Below are 25,786 nucleotides of genomic sequence, written 5' to 3' on the forward strand. Positions count from 1 at the left end.
AGAGGGGGTCGTCCGTGCATATTTTCTGGATAACGATTTCCCATGCCGCATCTTTCCACCCGCGTGCTTCAGGGTCTGCTGACCCTGCTGCTGACGCTCTTCGGGCTGCTGCTCATCACGTTTGCGCTTTCGGCGTTTTCCCCGGTCGATCGCGTGCTGCAGATCGTCGGGGATCACGCCAGCCAGTCAACGTACGATCAGGTTCGCCACCAGCTCGGGCTGGATCGTCCCCTACCCGTGCAGTTCTGGCACTATCTGCAAAATCTCGCCCACGGTGATTTAGGCACCGCCAGCGCCACCGGGCAGCCGGTGCTGCAGGATCTGCTGCACGCCTTCCCCGCTACGCTGGAGCTGGCGACGTTGGCGTTAATGATTGGGTCCGTGCTCGGCGTGACGGCGGGAGTGCTGTGCGCCCGCTACGCCGGTTCGCCGCTCGATGTCGCGATCAGAACGCTCACCCTTCTCGGCAACTCGGTGCCGATTTTCTGGCTTGGCCTGCTGATGCTGGCCCTGTTCTACGCGAAGCTGCAGTGGAGCGTAGGCCCCGGCAGGCTGGACGATATCTGGCAGTTCACCGTCGAGCCGCGCACCGGCTTTGCGCTGATAGACACCTGGCTTTCCGGCGATCGCGAGGCATTCCGCAACGCCATCAGCCACCTGGTGCTGCCGGTGCTGATGCTGGCCTATTACTCGCTGGCAAGCATTACCCGCCTGACCCGCTCGGCCTGCCTCAGCGAAATGAACAAGGAGTACATCCTGCTTGCCCGCGCCAAGGGTGCCGGGGAGATGGCCATTCTGCTGCGCCACGTGCTGCCGAACATTCGCAGCACCCTGCTGACGGTGATCGCCCTGGCCTATACCAGCATGCTGGAAGGTGCGGTATTAACCGAAACCGTCTTCTCGTGGCCGGGCATTGGACGCTATCTCACCACCGCCCTGTTCGCCGGAGACACGACCGCGGTTATGGGCGGTACGCTGCTGATTGGCGTCTGCTTTGTGCTGATCAATAACCTTACCGACCTGCTTGTGCGGGCGACCGATCCCAGGGTGCGCTGATGCCGTTTTATCTCTTCTTACGCCGCCTGCGCCGTTCCCCTGCCGCCGTTTGCGGACTGACTGGCCTCGCGCTGCTGGTGTTTATTGCCCTGTTCGCGCCCTGGCTGGCGCCGGTTGATCCGAACTGGCAGGACGCTGCCGCGCGCCTGGAGGCACCTGGCGCCCAGCACTGGCTGGGCACCGACAGCTACGGGCGCGATCTGCTCTCGCGCCTGATTTACGGCACCCGTCCGGCGCTCGGGCTGGTGGCCCTGGTGACGGTCATTACCCTGCCCGCCGGGCTGCTGGTGGGCATATTGTCCGGCTACTACGGCGGCTGGGTGGAGCGTATCCTGATGCGCTTTACCGACGTGGTGATGTCGATGCCGCGCCTGATCCTCGCCTTCGCGTTTGTGGCGATGCTTGGCCCGGGGCTGGTCAACGGCGCGCTGGCGCTGGCCTTAACCACCTGGCCCGCCTACGCGCGTCAGGCGCGGAGCGAGATTCAGCGTCTGCGCCACAGCGATTATCTGGCCGCCGCGGAGATGATGGGGATCCGCGGCCTGCGCCTGCTGGTCGGCCATATTCTGCCCCTGTGCCTGCCGTCCGCGATTGTGCGGCTGGCGCTGGATCTGGCGGGGATTATTCTGGCCGCCGCCGGTCTCGGCTTCCTCGGCCTTGGCGCGCGTCCGCCCATGGCCGAATGGGGGGCGATGATTGCCGACGGCATGCAGGTGATTTTCGACCAGTGGTGGATTGCCGCCATTCCGGGCGGCGCCATCCTGTTTGCCAGCCTGGCGTTTAACCTGCTGGGCGATGGCCTGCGCGACGTACTGGAGCCACAGCATGACTGAACACCGCGTTATCGTCGATGCGCTGAATATCGACTACCCCGCCGCGCGCGTGGTCAACAACCTGAGCTTTCGGCTTGGCAACGAGCGGCTGGCGCTGGTGGGAGAATCCGGCTCCGGTAAGTCGATGTCCGCCCGCGCCCTGATGGGTCTGGTGCGTAAACCCGGTATCGTGAGCGCGAACCGGCTTAACGTGCTTGGCAACGATCTGCTGACCCTGAACGCCCGCCGCTGGCAGGCGCTGCGCGGCAACGGGATTGCGATGGTCCTGCAGGACCCGCGCTACGCCCTAAACCCCGTGAAAAGCGTCGCCGCCCAGCTTGATGAGGCGCTCACGCTGCATCAGCGCCTGACGCGCCCGGAGCGTGCGGCGCGCATTCACGACATCATCCGCGCCGTCGGGCTGAACGAGAACGTGCTGTCACGCTATCCCGGCGAGCTTTCCGGGGGCATGGGCCAGCGGGTGATGATTGCGATTGCGCTGATCAACAACCCGCAGGTGCTGATTGCCGACGAACCGACCTCCGCGCTGGACGCCCGCCTGCGCAATCAGATCCTCGAGCTGCTGGTGCAGCAGTGCGAAGAACGCCAGATGGCGATGCTGTTAATCAGCCACGATCTGCCGCTGGTGGCGGAGCACTGCGACCGCGTGCTGGTGATGTATCAGGGTGAAAAGGTCGATGAGATGGCGGCAAGCCGGCTCCCGCAGGCGACGCATCCGTACACCCGCACCCTGTGGACCTGTCGTCCAGACGCCCATACTTATGGACAGATGCTGCCGACGCTCGATCGTTCGCAGCCGTGGAAGGAGGCCAGCGATGGCGCTCGTTGAGGTTAACCAGGTGCAGGTCACCTTCGGGGAAAAAACGGCGGTCTCTGCCGCCAGCTTTAGCATAGAGAGAGGCGAGACGTTCAGCCTGATTGGCGAATCCGGCTGCGGCAAATCGACCCTTCTGCGCGTGCTGGCAGGGCTACAGCGCGAGTGGCGCGGCGGTATTGCCCTGCTGGGGGAAACGTTAACGCCAGGGCGCCGCTTTGAAGGCAAGCTTCGCCGCAACGTGCAGATGGTGTTTCAGGATCCGTGGGCCTCGCTGCATCCAAACCACACCATTGCGCGCACCCTGTCGGAGCCGTTAAGCCTACACGGCGAAACGCAGGTTGCGGAAAAGGTGGCGGATGCGCTGCAGCAGGTGGGACTTTCCGCCGACGCGGGCAGGCGCTACCCGCACCAGCTTTCCGGCGGCCAGCGCCAGCGCGTTGCCATTGCCCGGGCGCTGCTGCTGCGCCCGCAGCTTCTGCTGCTGGATGAACCGACCTCGGCGCTGGATATGTCGGTGCAGGCGGAAATCCTGAACCTGCTTAACCGCCTGAAGGCCGAGCATGAGATGACCTATCTGCTGGTGAGCCACGACGCGGACGTGATTGCCCATATGTCCGACCGGGCAGCGTTTATGGCGCACGGGGCGATCCAGAAGGTGTTTGACCGTGAGGCGATGTTACGGGGCGAGCACAGAATGGGTTAAGTTTTGCAGGCCGGGCAAGGCATCGCCGCCACCCGGCATAAAATTACTTCAGCAGCTTAACCGTCGCGTCGATGTCGATTTCATCTTCGGTAAAGATCATCGTCGTGTTCTGGAAGGTGGTGATCGCCAGCTTCTTCACCGTGCGCATTTCACCCGGCTTCTTGTCGGATTTTGGTTTGATGCTGTTCATCAGCAGCCCCACCGACAGCACCGCGTTCTCTTTGTCGATTTTGGTCTCAACGGGCTCTTCTTCGCTGAATACCACGAAGGATTTGATCGAGGTGAGCTTCACGCGCTCGCCTGCAATATAGAGGTGCTTACTTTCGGGGATCACCTTCACCGCATACGCGGAAAGGCCTTTGGTGTTGGTGGTTGGCTCGAAGGTCACCGCAGCGTCTTTTTTAATCAGATCGGGGTTCGCGACCTTAATCACATGAAAATAGCGGTTGTCGCCGTTTTCATCTTTGATAAATCCGAAGCCTTTATCTTTAAACCACGTTGTGATTGTACCGTTCATCGCTGTTACCGCCTGTCAGATCGTAATGACTAAAGTTTTGCAGCGCGCAGTGTAATGCACAATGGCGGAGGAGACAAAAAAAAGCCCCTGCACGGAGGCAGGGGAAAACTCATGTCAGAGCTTATTAGAATTTAGTTGAACACCATCCCACCATCGATGAGCAGAGACTGGCCGGTCATATAGTCAGAGTCTGGCCCGGCAAGATATGAAACGCAGGCGGCAACATCTTCCGGTTCGGACAGGCGGCCAAGCGTAATGCGTTTGGCAAAGGTCTCGGTCCCGTAGCCGAGCGGTTTACCCGCCGCCTCGGAGACCTGACGGTCGATCTCCGCCCACATCGGCGTTTTAACGATGCCCGGGCAGTAGGCGTTAACGGTGATCCCCAGCGGAGCAAGATCCCGTGCGGCGGTCTGGGTTAAGCCGCGCACCGCAAATTTACTGGAACTGTAGACGGCCAGCTCCGGGTTGCCGGTATGCCCCGCCTGTGAGCAGGCGTTGATGATTTTGCCGCCGTGTCCCTCTTTGCGGAACGCGTCAATCGCGGCCTGAATGCCCCAGATCACCCCTTTCACGTTAATGTTGTAGACCTTGTCGACAATCTCCGGCGTGATGGATTCGATCGGCGTGGACGGCGCCACCCCGGCGTTGTTGACGATAACGTTGAAGCCGCCCAGTTCGGTGCGGGCTTTCTCCACGGCCGCAAACACCTGCTCGCGGTCAGAGACGTCGACCTTCACGGCGACAGCCTTCCCGCCGCTGCGGGTGATTTCATCGGCTACCGCTTTCGCCGTCTCTTCGTTGTAATCGGCGATAGCGACGGCAAAACCATCCTTCACCAGACGAAGCGCGATCGCTTTGCCAATCCCCTGGCCTGAGCCGGTTACGAGAGCCACTTTTTGCATTTCTCTGTCCTTATGTTGATTCACAAAATCTGGCTGAGATGGAGCTGGCCCATCAGCAGCGGGTTATCGCTGTAGTCGACGGGAAGGGCCACCACGGCCGGGCCATCGACATCCATTGCGGCACGCAGCGTCGGTTCGAGCGCGTCGGCGCTCTCCACGGCAAAGCCTTTCGCGCCGAACGCGTCGGCATAGGCTTTGAAGTCGACCGGGCCGAACTCGACGCCGGAAAGACGCTGGTATTTTTTCTCTTCCTGAATGGCAACCATGTTGTAGGCGTTATCCACCCAGATGATGTGCAGCACGTTGGCGTTGAGGCGTACGGCGGTTTCCAGCTCCATGCTCGACTGCAAAAAGCCGCCGTCGCCGGAGACCGACACCACTTTGCGCCCCGGGTTGACCAGCCACGCGCCAATCGCCCACGGCAGCGCCACGCCCATGGTCTGCTGACCGTTGGAGATCATCACCTGACGCGCGCGGAAGCTATAGAGGTAGCGGGCAATCCAGATGTGGAAGCTGCCCATATCGACGGTAAGCGTCACGTCGTTGTTCACGATGTCCTGCATGGCGCGCACGATGCGAAGCGGATGCAGGGCAAACTGGTTAAGCGATGCGCCGCGGCGGTCGAGGAGGTCCCGCTGATGCTGGCGATCGACCAGAATTTCCGAGGCGCGCTGGCTCAGTTCAAGCTTGTGCTCAATGCGGCTGGCGAGCAGGTTCAGCGTGGCGGCGATATCCCCCACCAGCTCCAGATCGGGAACATACTTGCGCTCCTCATAGGCGGGCAGCACGTCAATGTGCACCAGCGTGGCGTCGCCGCTGTTCCACATAGAAGGCTCGTACTCCACCGGGCTGTAGCCGATGCAGATAATCAGATCCGCCAGATGCAGCAGCCGGTCGCCCGCCTGGTTGTTAAACAGGCCGACGCGTCCGGCAAAGCGGGTGAAGTGCTCCTGATTCACCGCCCCGGCGGCCTGATAGGTGCTGGTGACCGGAATGCGGCTTTTTTCCAGCAGCTTGCGCAGCGCGGCGCTGTTCGCGGGCTGGCTGGCCATCAGGCCGAGTAAGATGACCGGGTTTTTAGCCTTTTCAATAAGCTTCGCCACGTCGTTAATGGCGGATTCCGGTGCCGGCCCCATCAGCGCGGGACCGCTGGCGGGCAAAATCGCCCCCGTGGTGGGCTGGTCGACAATATCCTGCGGCAGGCTGACAAACGCCCCGCCCGGCCTGCCGTGCTCGGCGGCGCGAAACGCGTTGGACACCACCTCGGCAATCGCGTCCGGGGAGTTCACTTCTACGGCGTATTTCGTCACCGGGCTGAACATCGCGACGGTGTCCATGCTCTGATGCACCAGCTTCGCTTTATCTGCCCGCTTCACCGCCCCGCCCAGCGCTACCACCGGGTCGCCTTCGCTGTTGGCGGTGGCAATACCGGTGATCAGGTTCGAACAGCCCGGTCCGGAGGTGACCAGCGCCACCCCGGCTTTGCCGGTCAACCGCCCCACTGCCGCCGCCATAAACGCCGCGTTGGCCTCGTGGCGTACGGGAATGATCTCAATGGAGGAGTCCAGCAGGGAATCAAAGACCTTGTCGATTTTTGCCCCCGGGATCCCGAACACCTGCTTCACGCCCTGCGCTTCCAGCTGGCCGACAACCATATCGGCGCCGTGCGCCCACTGACGTGACTGTTTCTCACTGTTCACGGTAGTTCTCCTGTTAGTTTTCGACGGCGCGGATAGCCGCATCAAGGTTGCTGGGGTGCAGGTTGGCCTGTAAAAACGCGCTATCGGCGGGCAGGTCGATCATCAGCTTGTGAATTTCACCGAAGGTGAGCACGCCGCTCTCCAGCTGGTAGTCGAGCAGATGGCCGCCGCCCTGTCGGTCGTCGGTGATGAAGTGTTCGTGATAGCCCGCCACGTTTATCCCCTGCATATGCTGCGGGGTACGGAACCCCACCAGCACGCCCTCGCGCTGGTTAAAGCGGAACACCGGCTGGTCGTCCAGCACGTCGGTCATCGCCCGGTACGGTGGCGTCTGGCGCGGTACGGTGCGGGTGTGCGCGTGACGGAAGTTGCCGTCGATGCGCAGCGCGCAGAACAGGTTATCGGAGGGGATCTGCTGGTCGATCACGTCGTGGATCTGCTGACGGCTGACCGGCCCGTCGAAGGTTTTGCGGTACTGCGGCTGGAACCAGGTCATCACCGCGAACGGCGTCTTTTGCTCCGGCTTCGCGGCGCGGGCGCTGCCGTCGGCGCGCAGCTGGTAGACCTGGCTGCTGAAGGCAATCATTTCGCCGTCCAGCTCGTTAAAGGTGCCGAGGCCAAAATCGCCGTGTGCCAGCAGGTCGGCGATGGTGGTCTCCCCTTCGTAGACGCCGCTTAGCAGGGCGCTCATTAGCGATGTCTGATAGATCACGCTGTCAGGATGTTGAGCCGAGAACCCGCGCAGGGTCTCGCATAAACTCGCCTCACAGTCGCATGCAGATGAATGCATCATCATGCTCGTCCTCTTCAACTTTATTTATAAAGGTTAAATAAATGTTGACCCGATTCAGCAGAGAGTTCCAATATAGAATCCATGCTGGTTTGAGACGTTTTTGATATGGAACTTCGTTATCTGCGCTATTTTGTCGCGGTAGCACGCGAGCGACACTTCACCAGGGCGGCCAACGCGCTGGGTATTTCACAACCTCCTCTGAGCCAGCAGATCAAACGGCTTGAGGAGGAAGTGGGCACGCCGCTGTTCAGACGCCTGACGCGGGGCGTGGAGCTGACCGAGGCGGGAGAAGCCTTCTATGAGGACGCCTGTAAGATCCTGGCACTGAGCGACGCCGCGCTGGAGAAAGCCCGGGGCATCGCGCGCGGGCTGAACGGCAGCCTGTCGATTGGCATTACCAGTTCGGATGCCTTTCATCCCAAAATCTTCGCCCTGATCCGCCAGTTTCAGGTGCAGAACATGGCAGTGCAGGTTCACCAGGTGGAAGCCAACATGTCGTCGCTGACCACGATGCTGGCGGAGGGTGAGCTGGATATCGCCTTTGTGCGCCTGCCGTGCGAAAGCAGCAAGGTATTCGAATTAAAAATCCTCGACCGGGAGCCAATGGTGGTGGCGCTGCATCGCGATCATCCCCTGGCGACGTGCGACGATCTGGCGCTGGAGGAACTGCGGGATACGCCGGTGGTGCTGTTCCCGCAGGAAGTCGCGCCGGGTCTGTATGACCGGGTTTACGGCTGCTGCGAGCGGGCCGGAATAAACGTGCAGCGCGCGCTGCAGTCGTCGCAGCTTTCCTCTTCCCTGAGCATGGTCTCCGCCGGCGGCGGGTTCGCGCTGGTGCCGAAATCCATGGCGGCCATTTCACCGCCGAATGTCACCTACCACGCGCTGCGCTCGCCGGAGCTTTATACCGATATCGCGCTCTGCTGGCGGCGCTTCGAACGTTCGCGGACGGTGAAGCGGTTTCTGGCGATGCTGAGCGAGGATTAATGGTGCGGCGGTGCCCGGAAATGCCGTTCTGGAAGCCGCCTCGCAAACCTGCAAGCAACCTTATGTAATTCAGGGTTATCCCTTTTCATCCCTTCTCCGCGGTCGTAAAGTGCCTGCGTTGCGGCACAACCGTAACCGGGCGTAGGAACCCGTTAGCATAACATGACATTTTTTAGACAAAGAGGATGCTAAATGGCGACTACCCCTGAATTTTCCTACGCGCTTTCTGAGGAAAGCGTTGTTCACCAGCTCATCAACCACCCAATTTCCGATTCTGCGGATCTCTTCGAACTGGCCGATGCCTGCGCCGCTTACGTAAGCGTACTGGTGGAAACTTACGACGCAGTGACATTTGCCACGCTATGCGAGCGACTACTGGCTGCGCTGAAACGGCTGCGCGAGTGCTGTGACTCAGAACTTCCACCGTATCTGGTGGAACGGCTCATTGCGGGGGAAAAGATAACCTCCTGCGTGCCAGAATGCTGGCAAGAAACGGCGCTACAGGTGGATTATGCCGTGGCGTTAACGCTGACAGTAATGGGCGGGACATTACCTGCGAGCGTGGCGAAAGAGCTCACCGGGCTGTTGCATGATATGGTCTGGCTGCTGGCGGAGTTTGTGAAGGAGCCTTATATAACGGCGCACTGAGGCGGGTGATGGGTGGCCGGGGTTCTGCTGGGGTAAAAAGCAGGACTTTGGCCTTACTCAAAGTACAGAGTAGTTTGTTGAATGTCCGTTAAGAGCGAGGAGCGGACGTTGCATTTGACGACTACATGCTCTCTGCCTCAGGTGTTCCCTGATGGAATACCAATTTCCATTGCCCGTTCTCAGAGATTTCCCAGCATGAAGAACGAAGGGATGCACGACTACCATCTGGATGGACAGTTCTGTAATGCAATATTGCGAAATTATCTCTAATGATGATAAGCCGGAAATCACTACTAAGAATAGCTGGAACGCAGTCTTCCCTCGAAAGGGCTTCAATAGTCTGTGCACGATCAACTAATACTCCTGAGCGCGTTATTTCGCTAAATCTTTCATGGAGTATCTGTTCAAGCCATTTCCGATCTTTCCGCCTGCTGCCATGAAGTAAACATTCGAGTCTTTTTAACGTATCCAGTAGCATAGTATTTTTCCCTCATCACAATCGAACATTAACTCTTAAGGTGATAATCGGAGGAATGCAACGTCCGTCCCCGGCACAGATCTAATGTGAAATGCGGCGATGTGGATCTGCTATGAGCGGGTTAATCATCAAAATTACACTGTATCATGAATGGAATAATACGATGAATATAAGGACAAGATTAGCTCTACCCTCTGATATAGAGGGTATTTTTGACGTCAGGACTTCGGTTAAAGAAAATCATCTCAGTCGAGAAGAAATGGAGCGGATGGGAATTACCGAGAGCGTTGTCACCGATATGATTGAAAAAAGTCGTTGCGCATGGGTTGCTGAAGATGATGAAAAAGTGACTGGTTTTTCAATGATTTTGCCCGATGAAGCATGCCTTTTTGCGGCATTTGTTCTACCTAAATATGAAGGCCGAGGTTTAGGCCGCAGACTTGTTGGACTCGCAGAGCAGGAATTATTCAAACATCATGAGGTTGCCTGGCTTGAAACCGACAAAAACAGTCGTGCGGCAGAATTTTATAGGCGGCTGGGCTGGATTGAGAAAGGAAATGTTAGCGAATCCGATATTAGATTAGAGAAAATTCGCTGCGTTTGAGCAAAGACCTCTTTCGTAAACGTCCGCTTCTGGCACAGAGCGGACGATCTAACTGAGCTGAAGGTCCGCTGAGAGCGAACAGCGGACATTAAGCGTATAAGTGAAAAAATGCTGGTTTTTCATCCAAACCCTGTTAACTTGAATGTCGATGAAAACACACTTTGTGCTATTCGAATCAATCATTATTATCACCTGTCGAATTCAGGTGGGATAACGTTCGCCATTTTCCCGCCGGTAAGGCGGGCCTTACCGGTAACAATCCAGTGAGGTAAACAATGGACATAAATGCAGTCACGACGCCTGAAAAACCTGTCCTGCACTTGTTATGTGGAAAAATTGCATCAGGAAAATCCACGTTGTCAGCAAAATTAGGATCATCACCTGGGACTGTAATTGTCAGCGAGGATCACTGGCTGGCTACCCTCTTTGCTAATGAAATGCAATCCATATCTGATTATGTGCAGTATTCATTAAGACTAAGAAATGCCATGAAGCCTCATCTGGTGTCACTACTAAAAGCTGGTTTATCAGTAGTTCTTGATTTTCCGGCAAACACACAAACAAATCGTGAATGGATGATGAGCATTATTATGGAGTCAGGTGCCAGTAATCAGCTGCACTATCTGAAAGTTTCTGATGACGTATGTAAATCCCGCTTACGCGTGCGTAATGCAGAAGGAGAACATGAATTTTCGACCTCAGATCAACAATTTGAAATCATAACGCATTATTTCTCAGAACCAACTGCTGATGAAGGGTTTAATATCGTTGAATACAGCTGAATCTACCTTTCTACACATAAGCCGTCTGCTGGCGGCTTATTAATTCTTCTAGCTTTTATAGCAATATTCGATTCTACAATGTTTTCAACGTCTGCTTTTGGCACAGGGCTGCTGTTGCAGCCCTGACAACCTTAGACTTCAATCGATTCAGAGATCTCTAACGCATCATCGACTTCGATGCCTAGATAACGGACAGTGCTTTCCAGTTTCATATGGCCCAACAGAAGTTGGATCACCCGGAGATTCTTGGTTTTCTTGTATATCAGGTAAGGTTTTGTTCTTCTCATGGAATGTGTGCTGTAAAGCGAAGCTTCGAGACCAAGCTTTTCTACCCACCCATAAAAAATTCGGCTGTATTGTCGGGTTGATATGTGCCGGTTAGTTCCGATCCGAGACCGAAACAAGAAGTCTTTACTGTGCAAATTGCCAAGCTTTATCAATGCAGCAACAGCTTCTCTTGTCCCTTTGGTTATCTCAAATTGCACAGGGCTACCGGTTTTCTGTTGCAGCACCGTTGCTCTGCTTGAAACCGAGCTACCATATGCAACATCAGATACTTTGAGGTTCACCAGATCGCAGCCTCGTAGCTTACTGTCTAAGGCCATATTGAACAGAGCTAAATCACGCGTTTTACCTTCCAGTTCAAGCCGGATTCGGATCCCCCAGATATGAGATATCTGAAGTGGTCTTTTTTGGCCTATGATACGGTCTTTATTCCACGGTGACGTGTTCATACTCAAATCTCCTGCAATGTGGGAGATTTGAGTATGGTTGTCTCTTATGAGCGAAATGCGGAAGTTAGCGCTTATTCTATTAATCTTAAAGATGGCTGCCAAAGTTGTGGTGTTTCACCTTTGATGAAAGTTTTTCATTCTGGAAAATACCATTGGCTTATGCATTCCTGTGAACGTATGTTGAAAACAACTAAAAGCGTGAATATGAATTCATTTTAAAACATGGAATTAGAGGTCGTGGTGAGAAGACGTTATGTGATTGCAGATGTGTTTACTGATAAACCTTTTTGCGGCAACCCGGTTGCAGTCGTTCTGGATGCCAAGGGACTGACTACTGAGCAAATGCAACTGCTCGCCTTAGAATTTGGCTACAGTGAAACGACCTTCGTCTTACCACCCGAAGATTTATCAAATACAGCCCGGGTACGGATTTTTACCCCATCGCGTGAAATACCTTTCGCCGGTCATCCCAATGTGGGGACGGCTTTTGTCCTGGCAAACCAGGCTGAACTCAATGGCATATCGCTGCCTGAAACGTTACTTTTTGAAGAGGGTGCCGGGCTGGTGCCAGTCAGAATTATTAGAGAAAATAAAATGGTCACAGGAGCAGAGCTTCTGGTGCCAGAAGCATTATCCTGCTACTCCGAGGTCAATCCAGAAAAAGTGGCCACCTGCCTGTCTCTGGAAACTAGTGATATACGTACAGAAATACATATGCCTCTCGTTGCCTCAGTTGGCTTACCATTTTTGATTGTAGAGCTCGCAACGCGGAACGCGCTTCGCAGTTGTGTCCCGAATTTGCAGGGTTTCCGGGCCATTCTGCCACTAGACGGTGCGGTTTCTGTTTATGCCTATACGCTGGAAACTGATCCTGAAAACCAGTGTGATTTGCAGGCCCGTATGTTTACGCCACGAATGACCGAAGATCCAGCAACAGGTAGTGCGACAGCGGCAGTTACTGCCCTGTTGGCACAGCTTCGCAATGAAAAAGAACTTTCGCTCTGTGTAAGCCAGGGCGTAGATATGGGACGGGCCAGCATATTGTTTTCAGGCTACGATGGCACGTCAGAAACACCATCCGTCAGGGTGGGAGGGAAAAGCGTTATTGTCATGGAAGGCTCGTTTACTTTGCCTTGAAGCATGTGCGTTTAGTCCGCTCTGAGCGAAAAGCGGACATCTTAATTGTTTTTTTTTGCTACTACCTCTATGTAGACATGTTATATGGCTACATTTATACAGAAGTAAGGATTAGTCTTTTCCCGGACCATAATTAAATTTTGTACCTTTGCCAATGGCATAAAACTGTCCACCAGCTACGTAATGGACAGTACGTAATTCATCAGGCGCATCATCAAAAATCCAGTGCCCATTTCTGAAAACGCGGTCATCACTCCATGCTCCGACAATTTCCCCCAAGAACAAGTTGTGCTGCTTTTCATTTTCTTCATTGGGTATGACCTTACATACTAACCAGCCAGCGCAACCTTCAACTAAAGGCAGATCAAACTCTTTCTGATAAAATAGTGGGATTTTACTATTTTTATCTGGTGTGTCGGAATAACTGTGGCCTCCAGCATATAAAACCATTTCCATCTGATTTACTACTGGGATCTGGACAGCGTAATATCCGCTTTTTTCTACAAGCCCGCGAGTAAATGCCTGTGGACCTATAAAAGCCATCACTTTGTTATTGCCTACTAATCCCACCCAGGCCGCTGCCATGACATTTTCAATGCCATCATTTTTAGCCGATATCATCGTGGTTGGCCCGACCTGTAATAAACGATAGGCTTTGTTTAACTCTACTGGTTGAATTGACATAATTTACTCTTTTGAGTTCTGATAAAAAGTAAGACAGGTTACTTATTTGATTGTTCGATTATATGGCTGGAATAGTTGCAAATTAATTGCTATTATCAAAATACATTATTGCAAATTTCACAATAATCATGAACAAACTTGATGCACTAAAATTTTTCATCATCGCCTCTGAGACCTTGAACTTCCGCGAAGCAGCCATCAAACTGTCGGTTTCACCATCAGTAGTAACCCGAACAGTCGCTGAGTTGGAGAAACAACTTGGTGAACCTTTATTCAAACGCAATACTCGTTCGATCTTTCTCACCAGTTTCGGCGAACTATTTTTACCCCAAGCGAAGCGACTGCTGGAAGATTCTGAAAAATTATTTCAGATGGCGAAAGATGATAATGAAATGAAAGGTATTGTTCGCATCACATTACTTCGATTTCCAAATCATGAACAAATCTTGTATGAACTCTTGACTGCACTACGCCCCTATCCTGATTTATTTATTGACTGGCGTTTAGATATGATGAAACTTGATACTATTGAGCATCGTATCGATATAGGTATACGCGTAGGGCGAGAACCTAATCCAAACTTTATCATTAAAAACATCGGACAAGTTGAACATATTTTGGTTGCATCCCCTGAACTTATTGAGCGTCTGGGAGCACCTACTGATTTAGAAGATCTTCGACAGCGTTATCCATTTAGTGGTTTAATTAATCCTGAGACAGGAAAATCATTTGAGTTTATGAGTGACGCAGTGAATACTTTTGTCCCTCGTCATATTGAGTTTTATACTACAGACCCATACGCCGAAATTCAGGCTGCATTGGCCGGAAAAACGGTTGTACAATCCAGCGATTTTATCTGTAGGGAGTACTTAGCAAGCGGCCAACTTGTTCCCCCACTGCCAGAGCTCCGACAGGAGAAATGGCAATTTTATTTATATCGACCTTACCAGCTGATTACTCCCAAAAGGGTGACGGTCGTTTTCTCGCTATTAGAAAAAATATTACGCAAATATTTCACATCAAAATAATATTCTCCTCAACGTCTGCTGCTGGCACAGAGCGGACATTCATATTCATCTCCCTTCCTCTCTATCGGCCCGCCTCCACTCTCAGGTATGAATGCGTTTATCATTTTGTTTAGAAAAGCGATGGGCAGCACGGCCGCCCATTACTTTGCCGAATGGAAAAACAGCGGCCGTTAGCCCGGCCCCTCGCTCCCCGCCGCCAGCAGCAGCACCACCACGTCGCTGATGGGCACCGCAATGCCGTGTTTGCGGCCGTAGCGCTGGATGACGCCGTTGCGGATATCCCACTCCATCGGGCGATCCGCCTGACGGTCGGCCAGGAATGACAGCATAAAAGATCTGCACTGGCAGCTAACCAGACGGCTATATAAGCATCGGAAGTAGGATTTTCTGCTTAACCTCTTTAACTGTTTCAGGCATGTCGCTAGGGATTTGCGGGTATTCTGACGAACCGTTATGAGCTTTTAACCAATCAATAAATCGTTAAATAGATATAAACCTAATAACAACCCAAATATTTATTAGACTTTCAATCAATATTTACTTAATTAATACTTAAGTAAAACCACGGCATTAAACATTAATAAATTTTCGAGTTTCTAACCGTAAGATCCCACATTTTCTTAATTTATATCAACGAAAATGCAGATCATTTCATATCCAAATCGTACAAAAATTGACGACCCACTTTATAAGCGCTAGCGTCACCATGGTTACCTAACCAACTTAACCAAAAGGCTTTTTCAGGATTTTCTTAAATGGAGTTTTATACAAATGGCTATTCCCGCTTATTTATGGCTCAAAGACGACGGTGGTGCCGACATCAAAGGCTCTGTCGATATACATGGTCGTGAAGGAAGTATTGAGTTAATCGCACTGAACCACGGCGTAATGCAACCCACGGACAAGCATAACGGCAAAGCAACAAGTCTTCGCGTCCATTCCCCTTATTCTTTCGATAAAGAGATCGACGCCTCCAGCCCCTATTTGTACAAGGCAGTCAGTACAGGCCAGAAGCTAAAATCCGCAGAGGTAAAGTTTTACCGTATCAACGATGCCGGCCAGGAAGTGGAATATTTTTCCACAATTATGGAGGGAGTGACGATCCTCAGCGTCTGTCCAATGATGCTTGACGTCAAAGATCCTGACTATGAGAAACATAACCATCTTGAGCTGGTAGAACTGCTGTATGAAAAAATTACCTGGCGCTATGTCGACGGTAACATCATGCATTCTGATAGCTGGAATGATCGCAAAACGACATAAGGAGAACGTTATGGTATGGAAGTATGAGCAGTCTACCGGCAAGATGTATAAAGACGGCAAATTAATTGAAACCGGATATTCCGGAGCTCTTACGAATAAAAACAACCCGGACCGTCAGCATGTAAAGGGACTGGGGCCACTGCCTCGCGGGACATATAAAATCGCGGGTCATTCGAATTCAAAAGGACCAATTACAATCATCCTTGAGCAAACCTCCGGAGAGAGTTTTGGTCGCTCAGAATTCCGCATTCATGGTGACCACAAGTATGGTCCAGCCGGGTTTGCATCAGAGGGGTGCATCATTCTCTCACTGTCAACGCGACGTAAAATCCTTCGTGACGGCGGTGACCTTGAGGTCGTGCGATGAAATACCCTACCGTACTCCTGCTATGTGCGCTCGCCGTCCCAGCCATTGCAGCCAGCACTGACTGGCCCTCAGCACTTAATGGAATCGCCTCTGGTGATGCAAACTGGATAGCGCAAGCCCCAACGCTGGCTGCCACGGCAGACGTCAAGCAGGCGCAACAGCTGGAGGACTCCTTAGCCGCAGCGCTCATAACAAACACGAACGCAACGTTGAAAGCGCTCCGCGCCATTGACGCCGGAAAGTGGCCGCACATGGTAGGCAGCGATATTGTCTGCACGCCGCCTTTAGAGAAATCCCCCGAAGAAATCGACGCGTTCTATCAGCGTACCCGCCGGGCGCTGCTGGAGACGGTTGAGGGTGCTCAGTGCCTCTGGATTCTGGAGGCAACCATGGAAGAGTTGAAAGCAGAGAAAGCCCGTCAGGCTAAGTAGAGACGCTACCCGGCGCACAACGGCCGGGTCTTTCCTTCACTCACTCCAGACCCAGGCTCACCCCGGCCCCTCGCTCCCCGCCGCCAGCAGCGGCACCACCACATCACTGATGGGCACCGCAATGCCGTGCCTGCGGCCGTAGCGCTGGATGACGCCGTTGCGGATATCCCACTCCATCGGGCGATCCGCCTGACGGTCGGCGAGAATCGACGTACCCAAATCCACGGGCGCGCGTTGGAATTTCGCCAGGATCTCCTGCGCCACGTCATCGTTCAGCTTCGCCCCTTCAGCGCGGGCGACGGTCAGCCCTTCGCGCAGGTAGGCCAGCGCCAGCTCGCTGATATCCTCGCGCCTGAACATCCCGGCGCGGCGGTTGGCCAGCACCATCAGCCCGGCGACCGCGTTTTGCAGCAGCTTGCGCCAGGCGACGGTGGGGAAATCTTCCGAGAGCTCAACCGCGCAGCGCGTATCACGAAGCGCTTCGACCACCCGCTGCGCCTGGTGCACGTCCGGCAGCGTCAGGCGCGGTTTGGCGCGCAGCCAGACGGAGGCATCCGGCTCGCGCTGCGCCGGGAACCAGACCACCGACGGCAGCACCGTTGCGCCACTGACCAAAGGCTCAAGCTGCGCCTTCTGCTCTACGCCGTTTTGCAGGGCGCAGACCACGGTATTTTCATCGCACAGCGCGCGCAGCCACCCGGCGCTGTCGGCGTTTTGCGTCGTTTTTACCGCCACAAAAACAAGATCTGCGGGGCGAGTAATGACGGTCGGATCGGTGAATACCGGACCGGGCACCACAATTTCCCCCTCGTCGTAACGCAGGCGTAATTCCGGATGCGCGGTGCGTCCGCAGAGTAGCGGCGTGCGGCCAGCGTCATGCAACACCGCGGCAATGGTGGTGCCAATCGCACCGGGACCAATCAGCGCAATCACTGGATTCTCAGACATGGTTAACCCCTCTTTTCGCTAAGCCTGCTAACAGTTATACCACCCTGAAAAGTGAGCGCCACGTCGTTGTCTATACTCAACACACAACAGACAACGGAGTGCGCCATGCCTTTACCTGATTTCAAATCCTCTGAACCGTTCACCCTCGGCATCGAACTCGAACTGCAGGTGGTTAACCCGCCGGGCTACGATCTGAGCCAGGACTCCTCCGCGCTTATCGCCGCCGTCAAAGACGACATCAAAGGCGGTGAAGTCAAACACGATATCACCGAAAGCATGCTCGAAATCGCCACCGGCGTGTGCCAGAACATTGACCAGGCGGCGGCGCAGTTCTCGGTGATGCAGCAGAGCATCCTGCGCGCGGCGGCGGAGCAGCATATTCAGATCTGCGGCGGCGGGACGCATCCGTTCCAGAAGTGGCAGCGTCAGGAGGTGTGCGACGACGAGCGCTATAACGTCACGCTGGAGCGCTTTGGCTACCTGATTTTGCAGGCAACGGTGTTCGGCCAGCACGTGCACGTCGGCTGCCGGACCGGGGATGACGCCATTTACCTCCTGCACGGCCTGTCGCGCTTTGTGCCGCACTTTATCGCCCTGGCGGCCGCCTCGCCGTACATGCAGGGCACCGACACGAAGTTCTCCTCGTCGCGGCTCAACATCTTCTCCGGGTTCCCGGATAACGGCCAGATGCCGTGGGTTAACAGCTGGCAGGAGTTCGAGGGGCTGTTCCGCCGCCTGAGCGCTACCAGCATGATCGACAGCATTAAAGATCTGCACTGGGATATTCGCCCCAGCCCGCACTTTGGCACCGTTGAGGTACGGGTGATGGATACCCCGCTGACGCTCGGCCACGCGATTAATATCGCCGGGCTGATCCAGGCCACGTCTCACTGGCTGCTGACCACGCGGCCGTATAAGCATCAGGAGCGGGATTTTCTGCTGTACCGCTTTAACCGTTTTCAGGCGTGTCGCTACGGGCTGGAGGGGGTTCTGACGGACGTGCATACCGGCGAGCACAAAACCGTGGCGGAGGATATCGCCTGGCTGCTGGAGCAGGTTGCGTCGTCGGCCGAGAAGCTCGGCGCAACGAGCGCAATTAATGAAATTGCCCTGCTGTTAAAGCAGGGCAAGAGCGAGGCGCAGCGCATGCGGGACTTCATCGCCGACGGCGGCTCGCTTATTTCTCTGGTTCAGAAGCACTGCGAGCTGTGGGCGACGAGTCCGTAAGGCCGTGGCCCCACTCGCGCAGGCGCTGGAACAGCACGAACAGCGCGGGGATAAACACAATCCCTACCACGGTTGCCACCAGCATGCCGCTGAACACCGTGGTGCCAATGATGCGGCGGCTCTGGGCACCCGCCCCGGTCGCCAGCATCATCGGCAGGACGCCGATGATGAACGACACGGCGGTCATCATCACCGCGCGGAAGCGGCGCGATGCCCCTTCCCGCGCGGCATCGACAATCGCCATCCCGTCCATCCGCCGCGCGCGGGCGAACTCCACGATAAGAATCGCGTTTTTCGCCGCTAACGTGATCAGCAAGACCAGACCGATCTGCACGTACACGTCGTTGGCGTAGCCCGCCAGCCACAGCCAGACCAGCGCCCCGCCGATGGCGAACAGCACCGAGAGCATCACGCTCGCCGGGAGCGTCCAGCTCTCGTACTGGGCGACGAGGAACAGCCACGCCATCACCACCGCCGCCAGCACAATCCATACCGCCTGGTTGCCGGTCTGCTGCTCCTGATACGACATGCCGCTCCAGGCGTAGTCGTACCCGGCAGGCAGGCTCTGCGCCAGAATTTCGCCCATCGCCGCCATCGCGGTGCTGCTGCTTACCCCTTCCGCTGCCGAACCGCTTACCGATACCGACGGGAACTGGTTGTACTGCTGAATAAATGGCGCGCCGACGGTCGGCGTGATGGTGACGAGGTTGCTCAGACGCACCCGCTCGCCGCTGTTGCTGCGCACGAACAGCTCGCTGATTTGCTCCGCGCGCTCGCGCCACTGCATCTCGTTCTGCATCACCACGTGGTAGACGCGGTTGTTGACGCTGAAATCCCCGGCGCGCGTACCGCCGAAGGCGGTTTGCAGGCTGCTGAAGATGCGCGACACCGGCACGTCGAGGCGGGCCGCACGCTCGCGGTCAACGGTCAGCGTCAGCTGCGGCACGTTGCTGCTCCAGGTGGTGAACACGCGGCTCAGCTGCGGATGCTGGTTGGCTTTCGCCAGCACCTCACGCGTGACGCGCTCCAGCTCCGCCGGGCTCTGCCCCGCCTGCGCCTGAATGCGCAGGTCGAAGCCAGAGGCGTTGCCCAGCCCCGGCAGCGTCGGCGGCGCGAAGGTCATGATGGTCGCTTCCGGCAGGGCCAGCAGCTGGCGCTGAAGGGTGCCCATCACCTCGTCCAGCGGCGGGCGCTCGCTCCAGTCCTTCAGCATGATGGAGATAAACCCGCCGTTGGAGGCGCTGGTGCCGTTGAGGATGTTAAACCCGGAGACCTGAATGACGTCTTCCACCGCCGGGTTTTTAGCGATCAGCGCGCGCGCGGTAGCCATCACCGCTTCGGTGCGCTCCAGCGAGGCCGCCTCCGGCAGCTGGACGCTGGCGAAGAAGTAGCCCTGATCTTCCTGGGGCAGGAAGCCCTTTGGCATCGACATAAAGCTGAACGCCACCACCGCCGCCGCGCCTGCGGTGGCCAGCAGCGCCAGCCACGGACGCCGGTTGAATACGCTCACTATCCGGGTGTAAAGCGTGCGCGTGGCGTCCAGCCCACGGTTGAACCCACGGAAAATGGCGGCAGGCTTCGCCGGACGCGGGCGCAGTAGCATGGCACAGAGCGCGGGCGTCAGGGTCAGCGCCACCAGGCTTGAGAGCGTGACGGCGGTGGAGAGCGTCACCGCGAACTGGCGGTACAGCTCGCCCACAATTCCCGGCAGGAGCGCCACCGGCACAAACACCGCCAGCAGCACCAGCGTGGTAGCAATCACCGGCCCGGCGATCTGGCGCAGCGCCAGCGCGGTCGCCGCCGTGCGGCTCTGCCCTTCCGCCATCAGGGTTTCGACGCTCTCAACCACCACGATGGCATCATCCACCACCATGGTCAGCGCCAGAATAATGGCGAACAGGCTCAGCGTGTTGGCGGAGTAGCCGAGCGCGTAGAGCACCGCAAAGGTGCCCACCAGCGACACCGGAATGGCGAGGGCGACAATCAGCGTCGCGCGCCAGCTTTGCAGGAACAGGGAAACGACCACCACAACCGCCAGCATGGTCAGCGCCAGCGAGACGCCAATCTCTTTAATGGTGGCGGCAACGAAGGTGGTGGTGTCGAATTTTACCTCGTAGACCAGGTCGTCCGGGAAGCGCGTCGAGAGACGCTCCAGCTCCGCGCGCACCGCGTCGGCCACGCGCAGGGCGTTGGCGGACGGCGTCGGGTAGATGCCAAGGTAAGCAGAGTCATGCCCGTTCAGCTGTGCGCCCGAGCTGTAGCTGCGCGAGCCGAGCTCGATGGTGGCGACGTCCTTCAGGCGCACCAGCTGGCCCATCTCCCCGGCGCGAATAATGATGTCGGCAAAGTCTTCGGCCTGGCTTAAGCGCCCCAGCCCGTTGATGGTCAGCGTCTGCTGCTGGCCGTTGAATACCGGTGGCGTACCGATCTGGCCCGCCGCCCCCTGTACGTTCTGCTCGCGCAGCGCCTGCGCCACGTCATCGGTGGTCACGTTCAGGGCGTTCATGCGGTCCGGACGCAGCCAGATGCGCATGCTGTAGTCCCGCGCGCCAAACATCTGCACCTGCCCCACGCCCGGCAGACGCGACAGCGCCTCGCGCACCTGGGTGCTGGCGTAGTTACTAACGAACAGCGGCGTGTGGGTGTTGTTCGGTGAGTAAAGGCTTACACCCATCATCAGGTTGGTGGCGCGCTTGCGCACCTGCACGCCGTTTTGCTGTGCCTCGGTCGGCAGCTGCGCCACGGCCTGCGCCACGCGGTTTTGCACGTCGATGGCGGCGAGGTCCGGATCGGTCCCCGCCGCAAAGGTGATGTTCAGGCTGTAGGTGCCTTCATCCGAGCTGGTGGACTCCATATAGAGCATATGATCCACCCCGTTAAGCTGCGTCTCCAGCGGCGTGGCGATGGCCTCCGCCACGTCAGCCGAGCTGGCGCCCGGCCAGCTGGCAGAGACATTCACCACCGGCGGGGTGATCTGCGGATACTGCTCTACCGGAATAATCCTCAGCGCGATGGCCCCCAGCAGGGTGATGACCAGCGCAATCACCATCGCGAAGCGCGGGCGTTTGATGAAAAACGTCAGCATGATGGCTCCTTAATTGAGTATCTGGACGGCAGCGCCGGGCTGCACGCGCTGCGCGCCGTCGGTAATCGCTCGCTCACCGGGCTTCACGCCGGAGGCAATCTGAAACTGCTGGCCGATCTGGCCGGCCACGTTCAGCGGGCGCCTTTCGGCGTTGCCGTCGGCGTTAACCACCCAGGCGAAGAACCCGTCGCCGTTCTGCTGGACCGCGGCGGCAGGCAGCGTCAGCACCGGCTGCTCGCTCGCCGGACGCAGGTAGACGTTCACGTTGCCGCCGGGCAGCAGCTGGTGGCGCGGGTTAGCAAACTCGGCGCGCAGCATCACGCTGGCGGTGCGCGGGTCGATCCGGTTGTCCACGGAGGTAAGTTCCCCGCCGACGCGCTGGCCGTTGCTGTCGATCAGCGCCTGCCAGGCCTGCTTCATGGCGCTGATATCCGCGTGCTGTCCGGCTTTGGTGGCAAACGCTCCCTCTTCCAGCGCAAAGGCGATGCGGATGGGATCGAGCTGCACCACCTCCACCAGCACGCCGCTGGCAGGATTCACCAGGCTGCCCACGTGGAACTGGCTGTGGCCCACGCGACCGTCAATCGGCGAGGTGATGCGGGTGTAATTCAGGGTGACGCTGCGGGTGTCGAGCCGGGCTTTCGCCTGCTCCAGCGCGGCGCTCGCCACGTCGCGCTGCATGCGGGCGTTGTCCACGTCGTGACGGCTGATGGCGTTGCTGCTGCCCAGGCTTTCGAAGCGGGAAAGCTGCTGCTGCGCCTGACGCAGCGTGGCTTCAGCGCTTCTCACTTCGGCCTGCGCCAGACGCAGGGCAGCGCGCGGCTCGGCGTCGTCCAGCTCGAACAGCACGTCGCCTTTTTTCACGTACTGCCCGTCGCGGAAGTTGATTTTCGTTATCACGCCTTCCGTGCGTGCGCGCAGTTCGACGGTGTGAATGGCTTCGATGCGGCCCGGGATCTGGCGCTCGGCGGCGTGGGCGGTCTGCTCCACGGTGGCGACGCGAACGGGGACCGCGGCGGCGAAGACGGGTTGCAGGGTACTGACAAGAAGGGCGAACAGGAGTGGAAGTTTCATGGGAGTACCTCAGCGTTGTTTCTCCCCTCACCCCGGCCCTCTCCCCAAAGGGGCGAGGGTTAGGGTGAGGGGTAAGATTTTCGTTATGCAGCCTTACGGAACCTGCGGGTCAGTCGCTTCTCGATTTCGACGACGAAGAACATCCCCCCAGCCACCGCCAGCGTCACGAACCAGTAGCGCAGCGGCAGCGCTTCGGTGCCGAACAGCATCTGCATAAACGGCAGGTAGATAATCGCCGCCTGGAGCAGGAACAGTACGCCCGTCACCAGCCAGATCCCTTTGTTCGCCAGCAGGCCGCGGTTGAGGGAGAACCCTTCGGTGTTGCGGCAGTTAATCATGTACACCCACTGGGCGCAGACCAGCATCTGCAGCAGCACGGTGCGGATGAACTCCGCGCTGTGCCCGCGCGGGGCCAGCCAGGCTTCAAGCGCAAAGGCGGCGATGGCAATCATGGTGCCGACGAAGGCCACGCGCCATACGGCGTAGGCATCCATCACGTGCTGCCCGGTCTGGCGCGGCGGGCGGCGCATGATGTTGCGCTCGGCGGCCTCAAAGGCCAGGCCGAAGGAGAGCGTGGCGGAGGTCGCCATGTTCATCCACAGAATCAGCACCGGCGTTAGCGGAATGATGTTCCCCGCCAGCAGCGCAATCACGATCAGCAGCCCCTGCGCCAGGTTGGTCGGCATGATGAACAGGATGGTTTTCTTCAGGTTGTCGTAAACGCGACGCCCCTCTTTCACCGCGCTGGCGATGGTGGCGAAGTTATCGTCCGTCAGGACCATGTCCGCCGCCTCTTTGGTGACTTCCGTGCCCTTAATGCCCATCGCGATGCCGACGTCCGCCTGGCGCAGCGCCGGGGCATCGTTTACGCCGTCACCGGTCATGCCGACGATTTCACCTTTATCCTGCAACGCTTTTACCAGGCGCAGCTTATGCTCCGGGCTGGTACGGGCGAAGATGTCATATTTCACTGCCGCTTCCGCCAGCTCGGCGTCGTCCATTTTCTCCAGCTGATAGCCGGTAACCGCCTGCTCGCTGTTGGTGATCCCCAGCATCTGGCCGATGCTCATCGCCGTCTGCGGGTGATCGCCGGTGATCATCTTGACGCGGATCCCCGCCTGCTGGCAGGCGTTAATCGCATCAATCGCTTCCGGGCGCGGCGGATCCATCATTCCGGCGATGCCGAGGAAGATCAGGCCGTGGCTCAAGTCGTCGTGCGTCAGCTCCTGCTCGCCGTTCGCCGGTTTGAACGCCGCGGCAACCATGCGCAGCCCCTGACGCGCATAGCGCTCCATCTCCGTTTCCCAGTACGCACGGTTGAACGCTTGCGCACCGTTACGCGTCTGCTGCTGGTTGCACAGGGCGAAAATGACGTCCGGCGCGCCGGTAATCAAAATCTGCTCCTCACCGCCAATCTGGTAGTGGGTGCTCATGTACTTGTACTGAGAATCGAACGGGATCTTGTTAACCAGCGTGGTCACGACCGGCTCGAGGTGGGCCTTGGCCGCCAGCACCTTCAGCGCGCCCTCGGTTGGCCCGCCGGTGATGCCCCACAGGCCGCGCTCGTCCTGAATCAGCTGGCTGTCGTTGCACAGGTCAACGGTGCGCAGGTACTGCTCCAGGACGGTGCCCGGCTGGATGTGGACCGGCTCGTCGCTGCCTTCCAGGTAGATATTGCCTACCGGCTCGTAGCTGTTGCCGTCTACGCGGTAGCAGGCATCGGCGGTGATGACGGCTTTGACCGTCATCTCGTTCATGGTCAGGGTCCCGGTTTTATCCGAGCAGACCACGGTCATCGCGCCCAGGGTTTCAACCGTCGGCAGCTTGCGGATAATCGCCCGCTTGCGCGCCATCGCCTGCACGCCCAGGGAGAGGATGATGGAGATAATCGCCGGCAGACCTTCCGGTACGGAGGCAACCGCCAGGCTGATCAGGGAGAGCAGCAGCTCGCCCATCGGGATCTCGCGGAACATCAGGCTGAAGACGAACAGCGCGGCCATCATCGCCAGAATAATGACGAAGATGGCTTTACCGAGCTTGTCCATCTGTACCAGCAGCGGGGTGCGGTGTTTTTCAATGCCTGCCATCATCTGGTTGATGTGGCCGAGTTCCGTATCCTTACCGGTCGCGGTGACCACGCCGACGCCGCCGCCTGCGCTCACGGTCGTCCCGGAAAAGACCATATTGGTGCGGTCGCCCAGCGGTAATTCGCCGCTCAGCGGATTCGTGTGTTTATCCACCACGGTGGACTCACCGGTCAGAATCGCCTCCTCCACGCGTAAATTATGCGCCTCGATTAAACGCATATCCGCCGGAATACGATCCCCCGCGCGCAATACAATAATATCGCCCGGAACTATTTCCGTCGTCGGTATGGTTTCATGGTTGCCGTTACGAATAACGCGCGCCTCGCTGGAAAGCATATTGCGAATACTCTTCAGCGATTTTTCCGCGTTGCTTTCCTGAATGTGGCCAATTAGCGCATTGATGACCGCCACGCCCAAAATTACCAGCGTATCAACCCAGTGGCCCATTACCGCCGTTAATACCGCGGCGGCCAGCAGGACATAAATCAGCACATCGTTAAAATGGGCCAAAAAACGCAGCCAGGCGGGTTTGCCTTTTTTCTCCGGCAGCGCGTTCGGCCCTGTTTTTTGCAGACGCGCCTGCGCCTCTGCACGATCCAGACCGCTGGCCTGGCTCTGCACGTGGGTAAGCACCTGCTCTGCGGTCTGCTGGTATGCCAGCCCGCCGGAAGGCGGCACGTTTGGGGAGTATTTTTTTTCGGTCATCATATTTTTCCTTCAATATCCGGTGAACAGAAGCCTGAATTCCTTTCTGGCTTAAATAAATTGATTTTAAAGTCTTGCGGGTAAAATTGATCTACCGCAATATATTTACCACTGGGTTATTCAAAATTGATTAAAATTATTTCGACGAGCTGATTTTTACAAAATATTTCTAAACCAATCCTAAACGAGGGGGAAC

General features: G+C 56.9%; 25 protein-coding genes and 1 pseudogene. 14 read left to right on the forward strand and 12 right to left on the reverse strand.

Annotation, left to right across the window (positions count from 1 at the left end; all coding sequences use genetic code 11):
• Positions 1-42 precede the first annotated feature (42 nt).
• From ACTJI7_RS06420 to ACTJI7_RS06435, 4 genes are read left to right on the forward strand one after another with little or no spacing between them, the layout of a single operon-like run.
• Positions 43-1,056, forward strand: coding sequence for an ABC transporter permease (locus ACTJI7_RS06420; protein WP_440669901.1), 1,014 nt, complete (start codon positions 43-45; stop codon positions 1,054-1,056).
• The gene (locus ACTJI7_RS06425) at positions 1,056-1,889 is read left to right on the forward strand and encodes an ABC transporter permease (protein ID WP_049138756.1); all 834 of its coding nucleotides are present in this window, start codon (positions 1,056-1,058) and stop codon (positions 1,887-1,889) included. The genes ACTJI7_RS06420 and ACTJI7_RS06425 overlap by 1 nt, the downstream gene beginning before the upstream one ends.
• On the forward strand, positions 1,882-2,718 hold the full coding sequence (locus tag ACTJI7_RS06430; protein WP_136486433.1) for an ABC transporter ATP-binding protein: 837 nt from the start codon (positions 1,882-1,884) through the stop codon (positions 2,716-2,718). Before ACTJI7_RS06425 ends, ACTJI7_RS06430 begins: the two co-directional genes overlap by 8 nt.
• A complete protein-coding gene (locus ACTJI7_RS06435) occupies positions 2,705-3,409 on the forward strand; it encodes an ABC transporter ATP-binding protein (protein WP_126326955.1) in 705 nt (234 codons plus the stop codon). Before ACTJI7_RS06430 ends, ACTJI7_RS06435 begins: the two co-directional genes overlap by 14 nt.
• Positions 3,410-3,452: 43 nt before the next feature.
• On the opposite strand, the gene ACTJI7_RS06440 is transcribed toward ACTJI7_RS06435, so the two are convergent.
• The 4 genes from ACTJI7_RS06440 to budA all read right to left on the reverse strand — a co-directional run bounded on the left by ACTJI7_RS06440 (position 3,453) and on the right by budA (position 7,321).
• A complete protein-coding gene (locus ACTJI7_RS06440) occupies positions 3,453-3,926 on the reverse strand; it encodes a cold-shock protein (protein WP_045260739.1) in 474 nt (157 codons plus the stop codon).
• A gap of 131 nt (positions 3,927-4,057) precedes the next feature.
• Positions 4,058-4,828 (reverse strand): (S)-acetoin forming diacetyl reductase, encoded by a 771-nt coding sequence (locus ACTJI7_RS06445; protein ID WP_045631532.1) that lies wholly within the window; start codon positions 4,826-4,828, stop codon positions 4,058-4,060.
• A 20-nt stretch (positions 4,829-4,848) separates the two neighbouring features.
• A complete protein-coding gene (gene alsS, locus ACTJI7_RS06450) occupies positions 4,849-6,528 on the reverse strand; it encodes an acetolactate synthase AlsS (RefSeq protein WP_440669905.1) in 1,680 nt (559 codons plus the stop codon).
• A gap of 13 nt (positions 6,529-6,541) precedes the next feature.
• On the reverse strand, positions 6,542-7,321 hold the full coding sequence (gene budA, locus ACTJI7_RS06455) for an acetolactate decarboxylase (protein ID WP_028012263.1): 780 nt from the start codon (positions 7,319-7,321) through the stop codon (positions 6,542-6,544).
• Between the two features lie 105 nt (positions 7,322-7,426).
• Between budA and ACTJI7_RS06460 the strand changes: the two genes are divergently transcribed.
• Together ACTJI7_RS06460 and ACTJI7_RS06465 are read left to right on the forward strand one after the other, a co-directional pair.
• Positions 7,427-8,308 carry a LysR family transcriptional regulator gene (locus tag ACTJI7_RS06460; RefSeq protein ID WP_192978775.1) on the forward strand — a complete coding sequence of 294 codons (882 nt, stop codon included), beginning with the start codon at positions 7,427-7,429 and terminating at the stop codon, positions 8,306-8,308.
• Positions 8,309-8,500: 192 nt separating this feature from the next.
• A complete protein-coding gene (locus ACTJI7_RS06465) occupies positions 8,501-8,956 on the forward strand; it encodes a hypothetical protein (RefSeq protein ID WP_126345071.1) in 456 nt (151 codons plus the stop codon).
• A 121-nt stretch (positions 8,957-9,077) separates the two neighbouring features.
• Here ACTJI7_RS06465 and ACTJI7_RS06470 read toward each other — a convergent pair whose 3' ends face one another.
• Positions 9,078-9,434, reverse strand: coding sequence for a nuclear transport factor 2 family protein (locus tag ACTJI7_RS06470; protein WP_072059941.1), 357 nt, complete (start codon positions 9,432-9,434; stop codon positions 9,078-9,080).
• A gap of 163 nt (positions 9,435-9,597) precedes the next feature.
• Here ACTJI7_RS06470 and ACTJI7_RS06475 point away from each other — a divergent pair, with 163 nt between their 5' ends.
• Positions 9,598-10,038: a GNAT family N-acetyltransferase gene (locus ACTJI7_RS06475; protein WP_047364355.1), complete on the forward strand. Its 441-nt coding sequence runs from the start codon at positions 9,598-9,600 to the stop codon at positions 10,036-10,038.
• A 275-nt stretch (positions 10,039-10,313) separates the two neighbouring features.
• Positions 10,314-10,820, forward strand: a complete 507-nt coding sequence (locus ACTJI7_RS06480; protein WP_047364322.1) for an AAA family ATPase — start codon at positions 10,314-10,316, stop codon at positions 10,818-10,820.
• A 131-nt stretch (positions 10,821-10,951) separates the two neighbouring features.
• Here the strand turns inward: ACTJI7_RS06480 and ACTJI7_RS06485 are convergent, their stop codons facing one another.
• Entirely contained in the window at positions 10,952-11,554 is a 603-nt protein-coding gene (locus tag ACTJI7_RS06485) for a site-specific integrase (RefSeq protein ID WP_048958852.1), read from the reverse strand.
• A gap of 240 nt (positions 11,555-11,794) precedes the next feature.
• Between ACTJI7_RS06485 and ACTJI7_RS06490 the strand changes: the two genes are divergently transcribed.
• Entirely contained in the window at positions 11,795-12,691 is an 897-nt protein-coding gene (locus tag ACTJI7_RS06490) for a PhzF family phenazine biosynthesis protein (protein WP_047367772.1), read from the forward strand.
• A gap of 111 nt (positions 12,692-12,802) precedes the next feature.
• Here the strand turns inward: ACTJI7_RS06490 and ACTJI7_RS06495 are convergent, their stop codons facing one another.
• Positions 12,803-13,375: a flavin reductase family protein gene (locus tag ACTJI7_RS06495; protein ID WP_028012260.1), complete on the reverse strand. Its 573-nt coding sequence runs from the start codon at positions 13,373-13,375 to the stop codon at positions 12,803-12,805.
• Positions 13,376-13,503: 128 nt separating this feature from the next.
• Between ACTJI7_RS06495 and ACTJI7_RS06500 the strand changes: the two genes are divergently transcribed.
• The gene (locus ACTJI7_RS06500) at positions 13,504-14,403 is read left to right on the forward strand and encodes a LysR family transcriptional regulator (protein WP_028012259.1); all 900 of its coding nucleotides are present in this window, start codon (positions 13,504-13,506) and stop codon (positions 14,401-14,403) included.
• A gap of 170 nt (positions 14,404-14,573) precedes the next feature.
• Here the strand turns inward: ACTJI7_RS06500 and ACTJI7_RS06505 are convergent.
• Positions 14,574-14,726, reverse strand: a pseudogene (locus ACTJI7_RS06505) (ketopantoate reductase C-terminal domain-containing protein); the annotation flags it as partial.
• Between the two features lie 448 nt (positions 14,727-15,174).
• Here ACTJI7_RS06505 and ACTJI7_RS06510 point away from each other — a divergent pair.
• Genes ACTJI7_RS06510 through ACTJI7_RS06520 form a run of 3 tightly spaced genes read left to right on the forward strand, consistent with a single transcriptional unit; the run spans position 15,175 to position 16,464 of the window.
• Positions 15,175-15,666 carry an Hcp family type VI secretion system effector gene (locus ACTJI7_RS06510; RefSeq protein WP_048959769.1) on the forward strand — a complete coding sequence of 164 codons (492 nt, stop codon included), beginning with the start codon at positions 15,175-15,177 and terminating at the stop codon, positions 15,664-15,666.
• Between the two features lie 10 nt (positions 15,667-15,676).
• Positions 15,677-16,033, forward strand: coding sequence for a tlde1 domain-containing protein (locus ACTJI7_RS06515; protein WP_045325586.1), 357 nt, complete (start codon positions 15,677-15,679; stop codon positions 16,031-16,033).
• Complete coding sequence (locus ACTJI7_RS06520; RefSeq protein WP_048959767.1) at positions 16,030-16,464, forward strand: hypothetical protein; 435 nt, start codon at positions 16,030-16,032, stop codon at positions 16,462-16,464. Before ACTJI7_RS06515 ends, ACTJI7_RS06520 begins: the two co-directional genes overlap by 4 nt.
• Before the next feature lie 57 nt (positions 16,465-16,521).
• On the opposite strand, the gene ACTJI7_RS06525 is transcribed toward ACTJI7_RS06520, so the two are convergent.
• Complete coding sequence (locus ACTJI7_RS06525) at positions 16,522-17,412, reverse strand: oxidoreductase (RefSeq protein WP_248223176.1); 891 nt, start codon at positions 17,410-17,412, stop codon at positions 16,522-16,524.
• A 105-nt stretch (positions 17,413-17,517) separates the two neighbouring features.
• Here ACTJI7_RS06525 and ACTJI7_RS06530 point away from each other — a divergent pair, with 105 nt between their 5' ends.
• Positions 17,518-18,639 carry a YbdK family carboxylate-amine ligase gene (locus ACTJI7_RS06530; protein ID WP_248223178.1) on the forward strand — a complete coding sequence of 374 codons (1,122 nt, stop codon included), beginning with the start codon at positions 17,518-17,520 and terminating at the stop codon, positions 18,637-18,639.
• Here ACTJI7_RS06530 and ACTJI7_RS06535 read toward each other — a convergent pair.
• The 3 genes from ACTJI7_RS06535 to ACTJI7_RS06545 form a co-directional block, all read right to left on the reverse strand.
• Positions 18,590-21,724 (reverse strand): efflux RND transporter permease subunit, encoded by a 3,135-nt coding sequence (locus ACTJI7_RS06535; RefSeq protein WP_440669911.1) that lies wholly within the window; start codon positions 21,722-21,724, stop codon positions 18,590-18,592. The two genes, ACTJI7_RS06530 and ACTJI7_RS06535, sit on opposite strands and share 50 nt — an antisense overlap.
• Before the next feature lie 9 nt (positions 21,725-21,733).
• Positions 21,734-22,798, reverse strand: a complete 1,065-nt coding sequence (locus ACTJI7_RS06540) for an efflux RND transporter periplasmic adaptor subunit (RefSeq protein WP_047367653.1) — start codon at positions 22,796-22,798, stop codon at positions 21,734-21,736.
• Positions 22,799-22,881: 83 nt separating this feature from the next.
• On the reverse strand, positions 22,882-25,590 hold the full coding sequence (locus ACTJI7_RS06545) for a cation-transporting P-type ATPase (protein ID WP_440670051.1): 2,709 nt from the start codon (positions 25,588-25,590) through the stop codon (positions 22,882-22,884).
• Positions 25,591-25,786 lie beyond the last annotated feature (196 nt).

Source organism: Enterobacter sp. 22499 (assembly GCF_052044815.1).
GTDB lineage: Bacteria > Pseudomonadota > Gammaproteobacteria > Enterobacterales > Enterobacteriaceae > Enterobacter > Enterobacter bugandensis.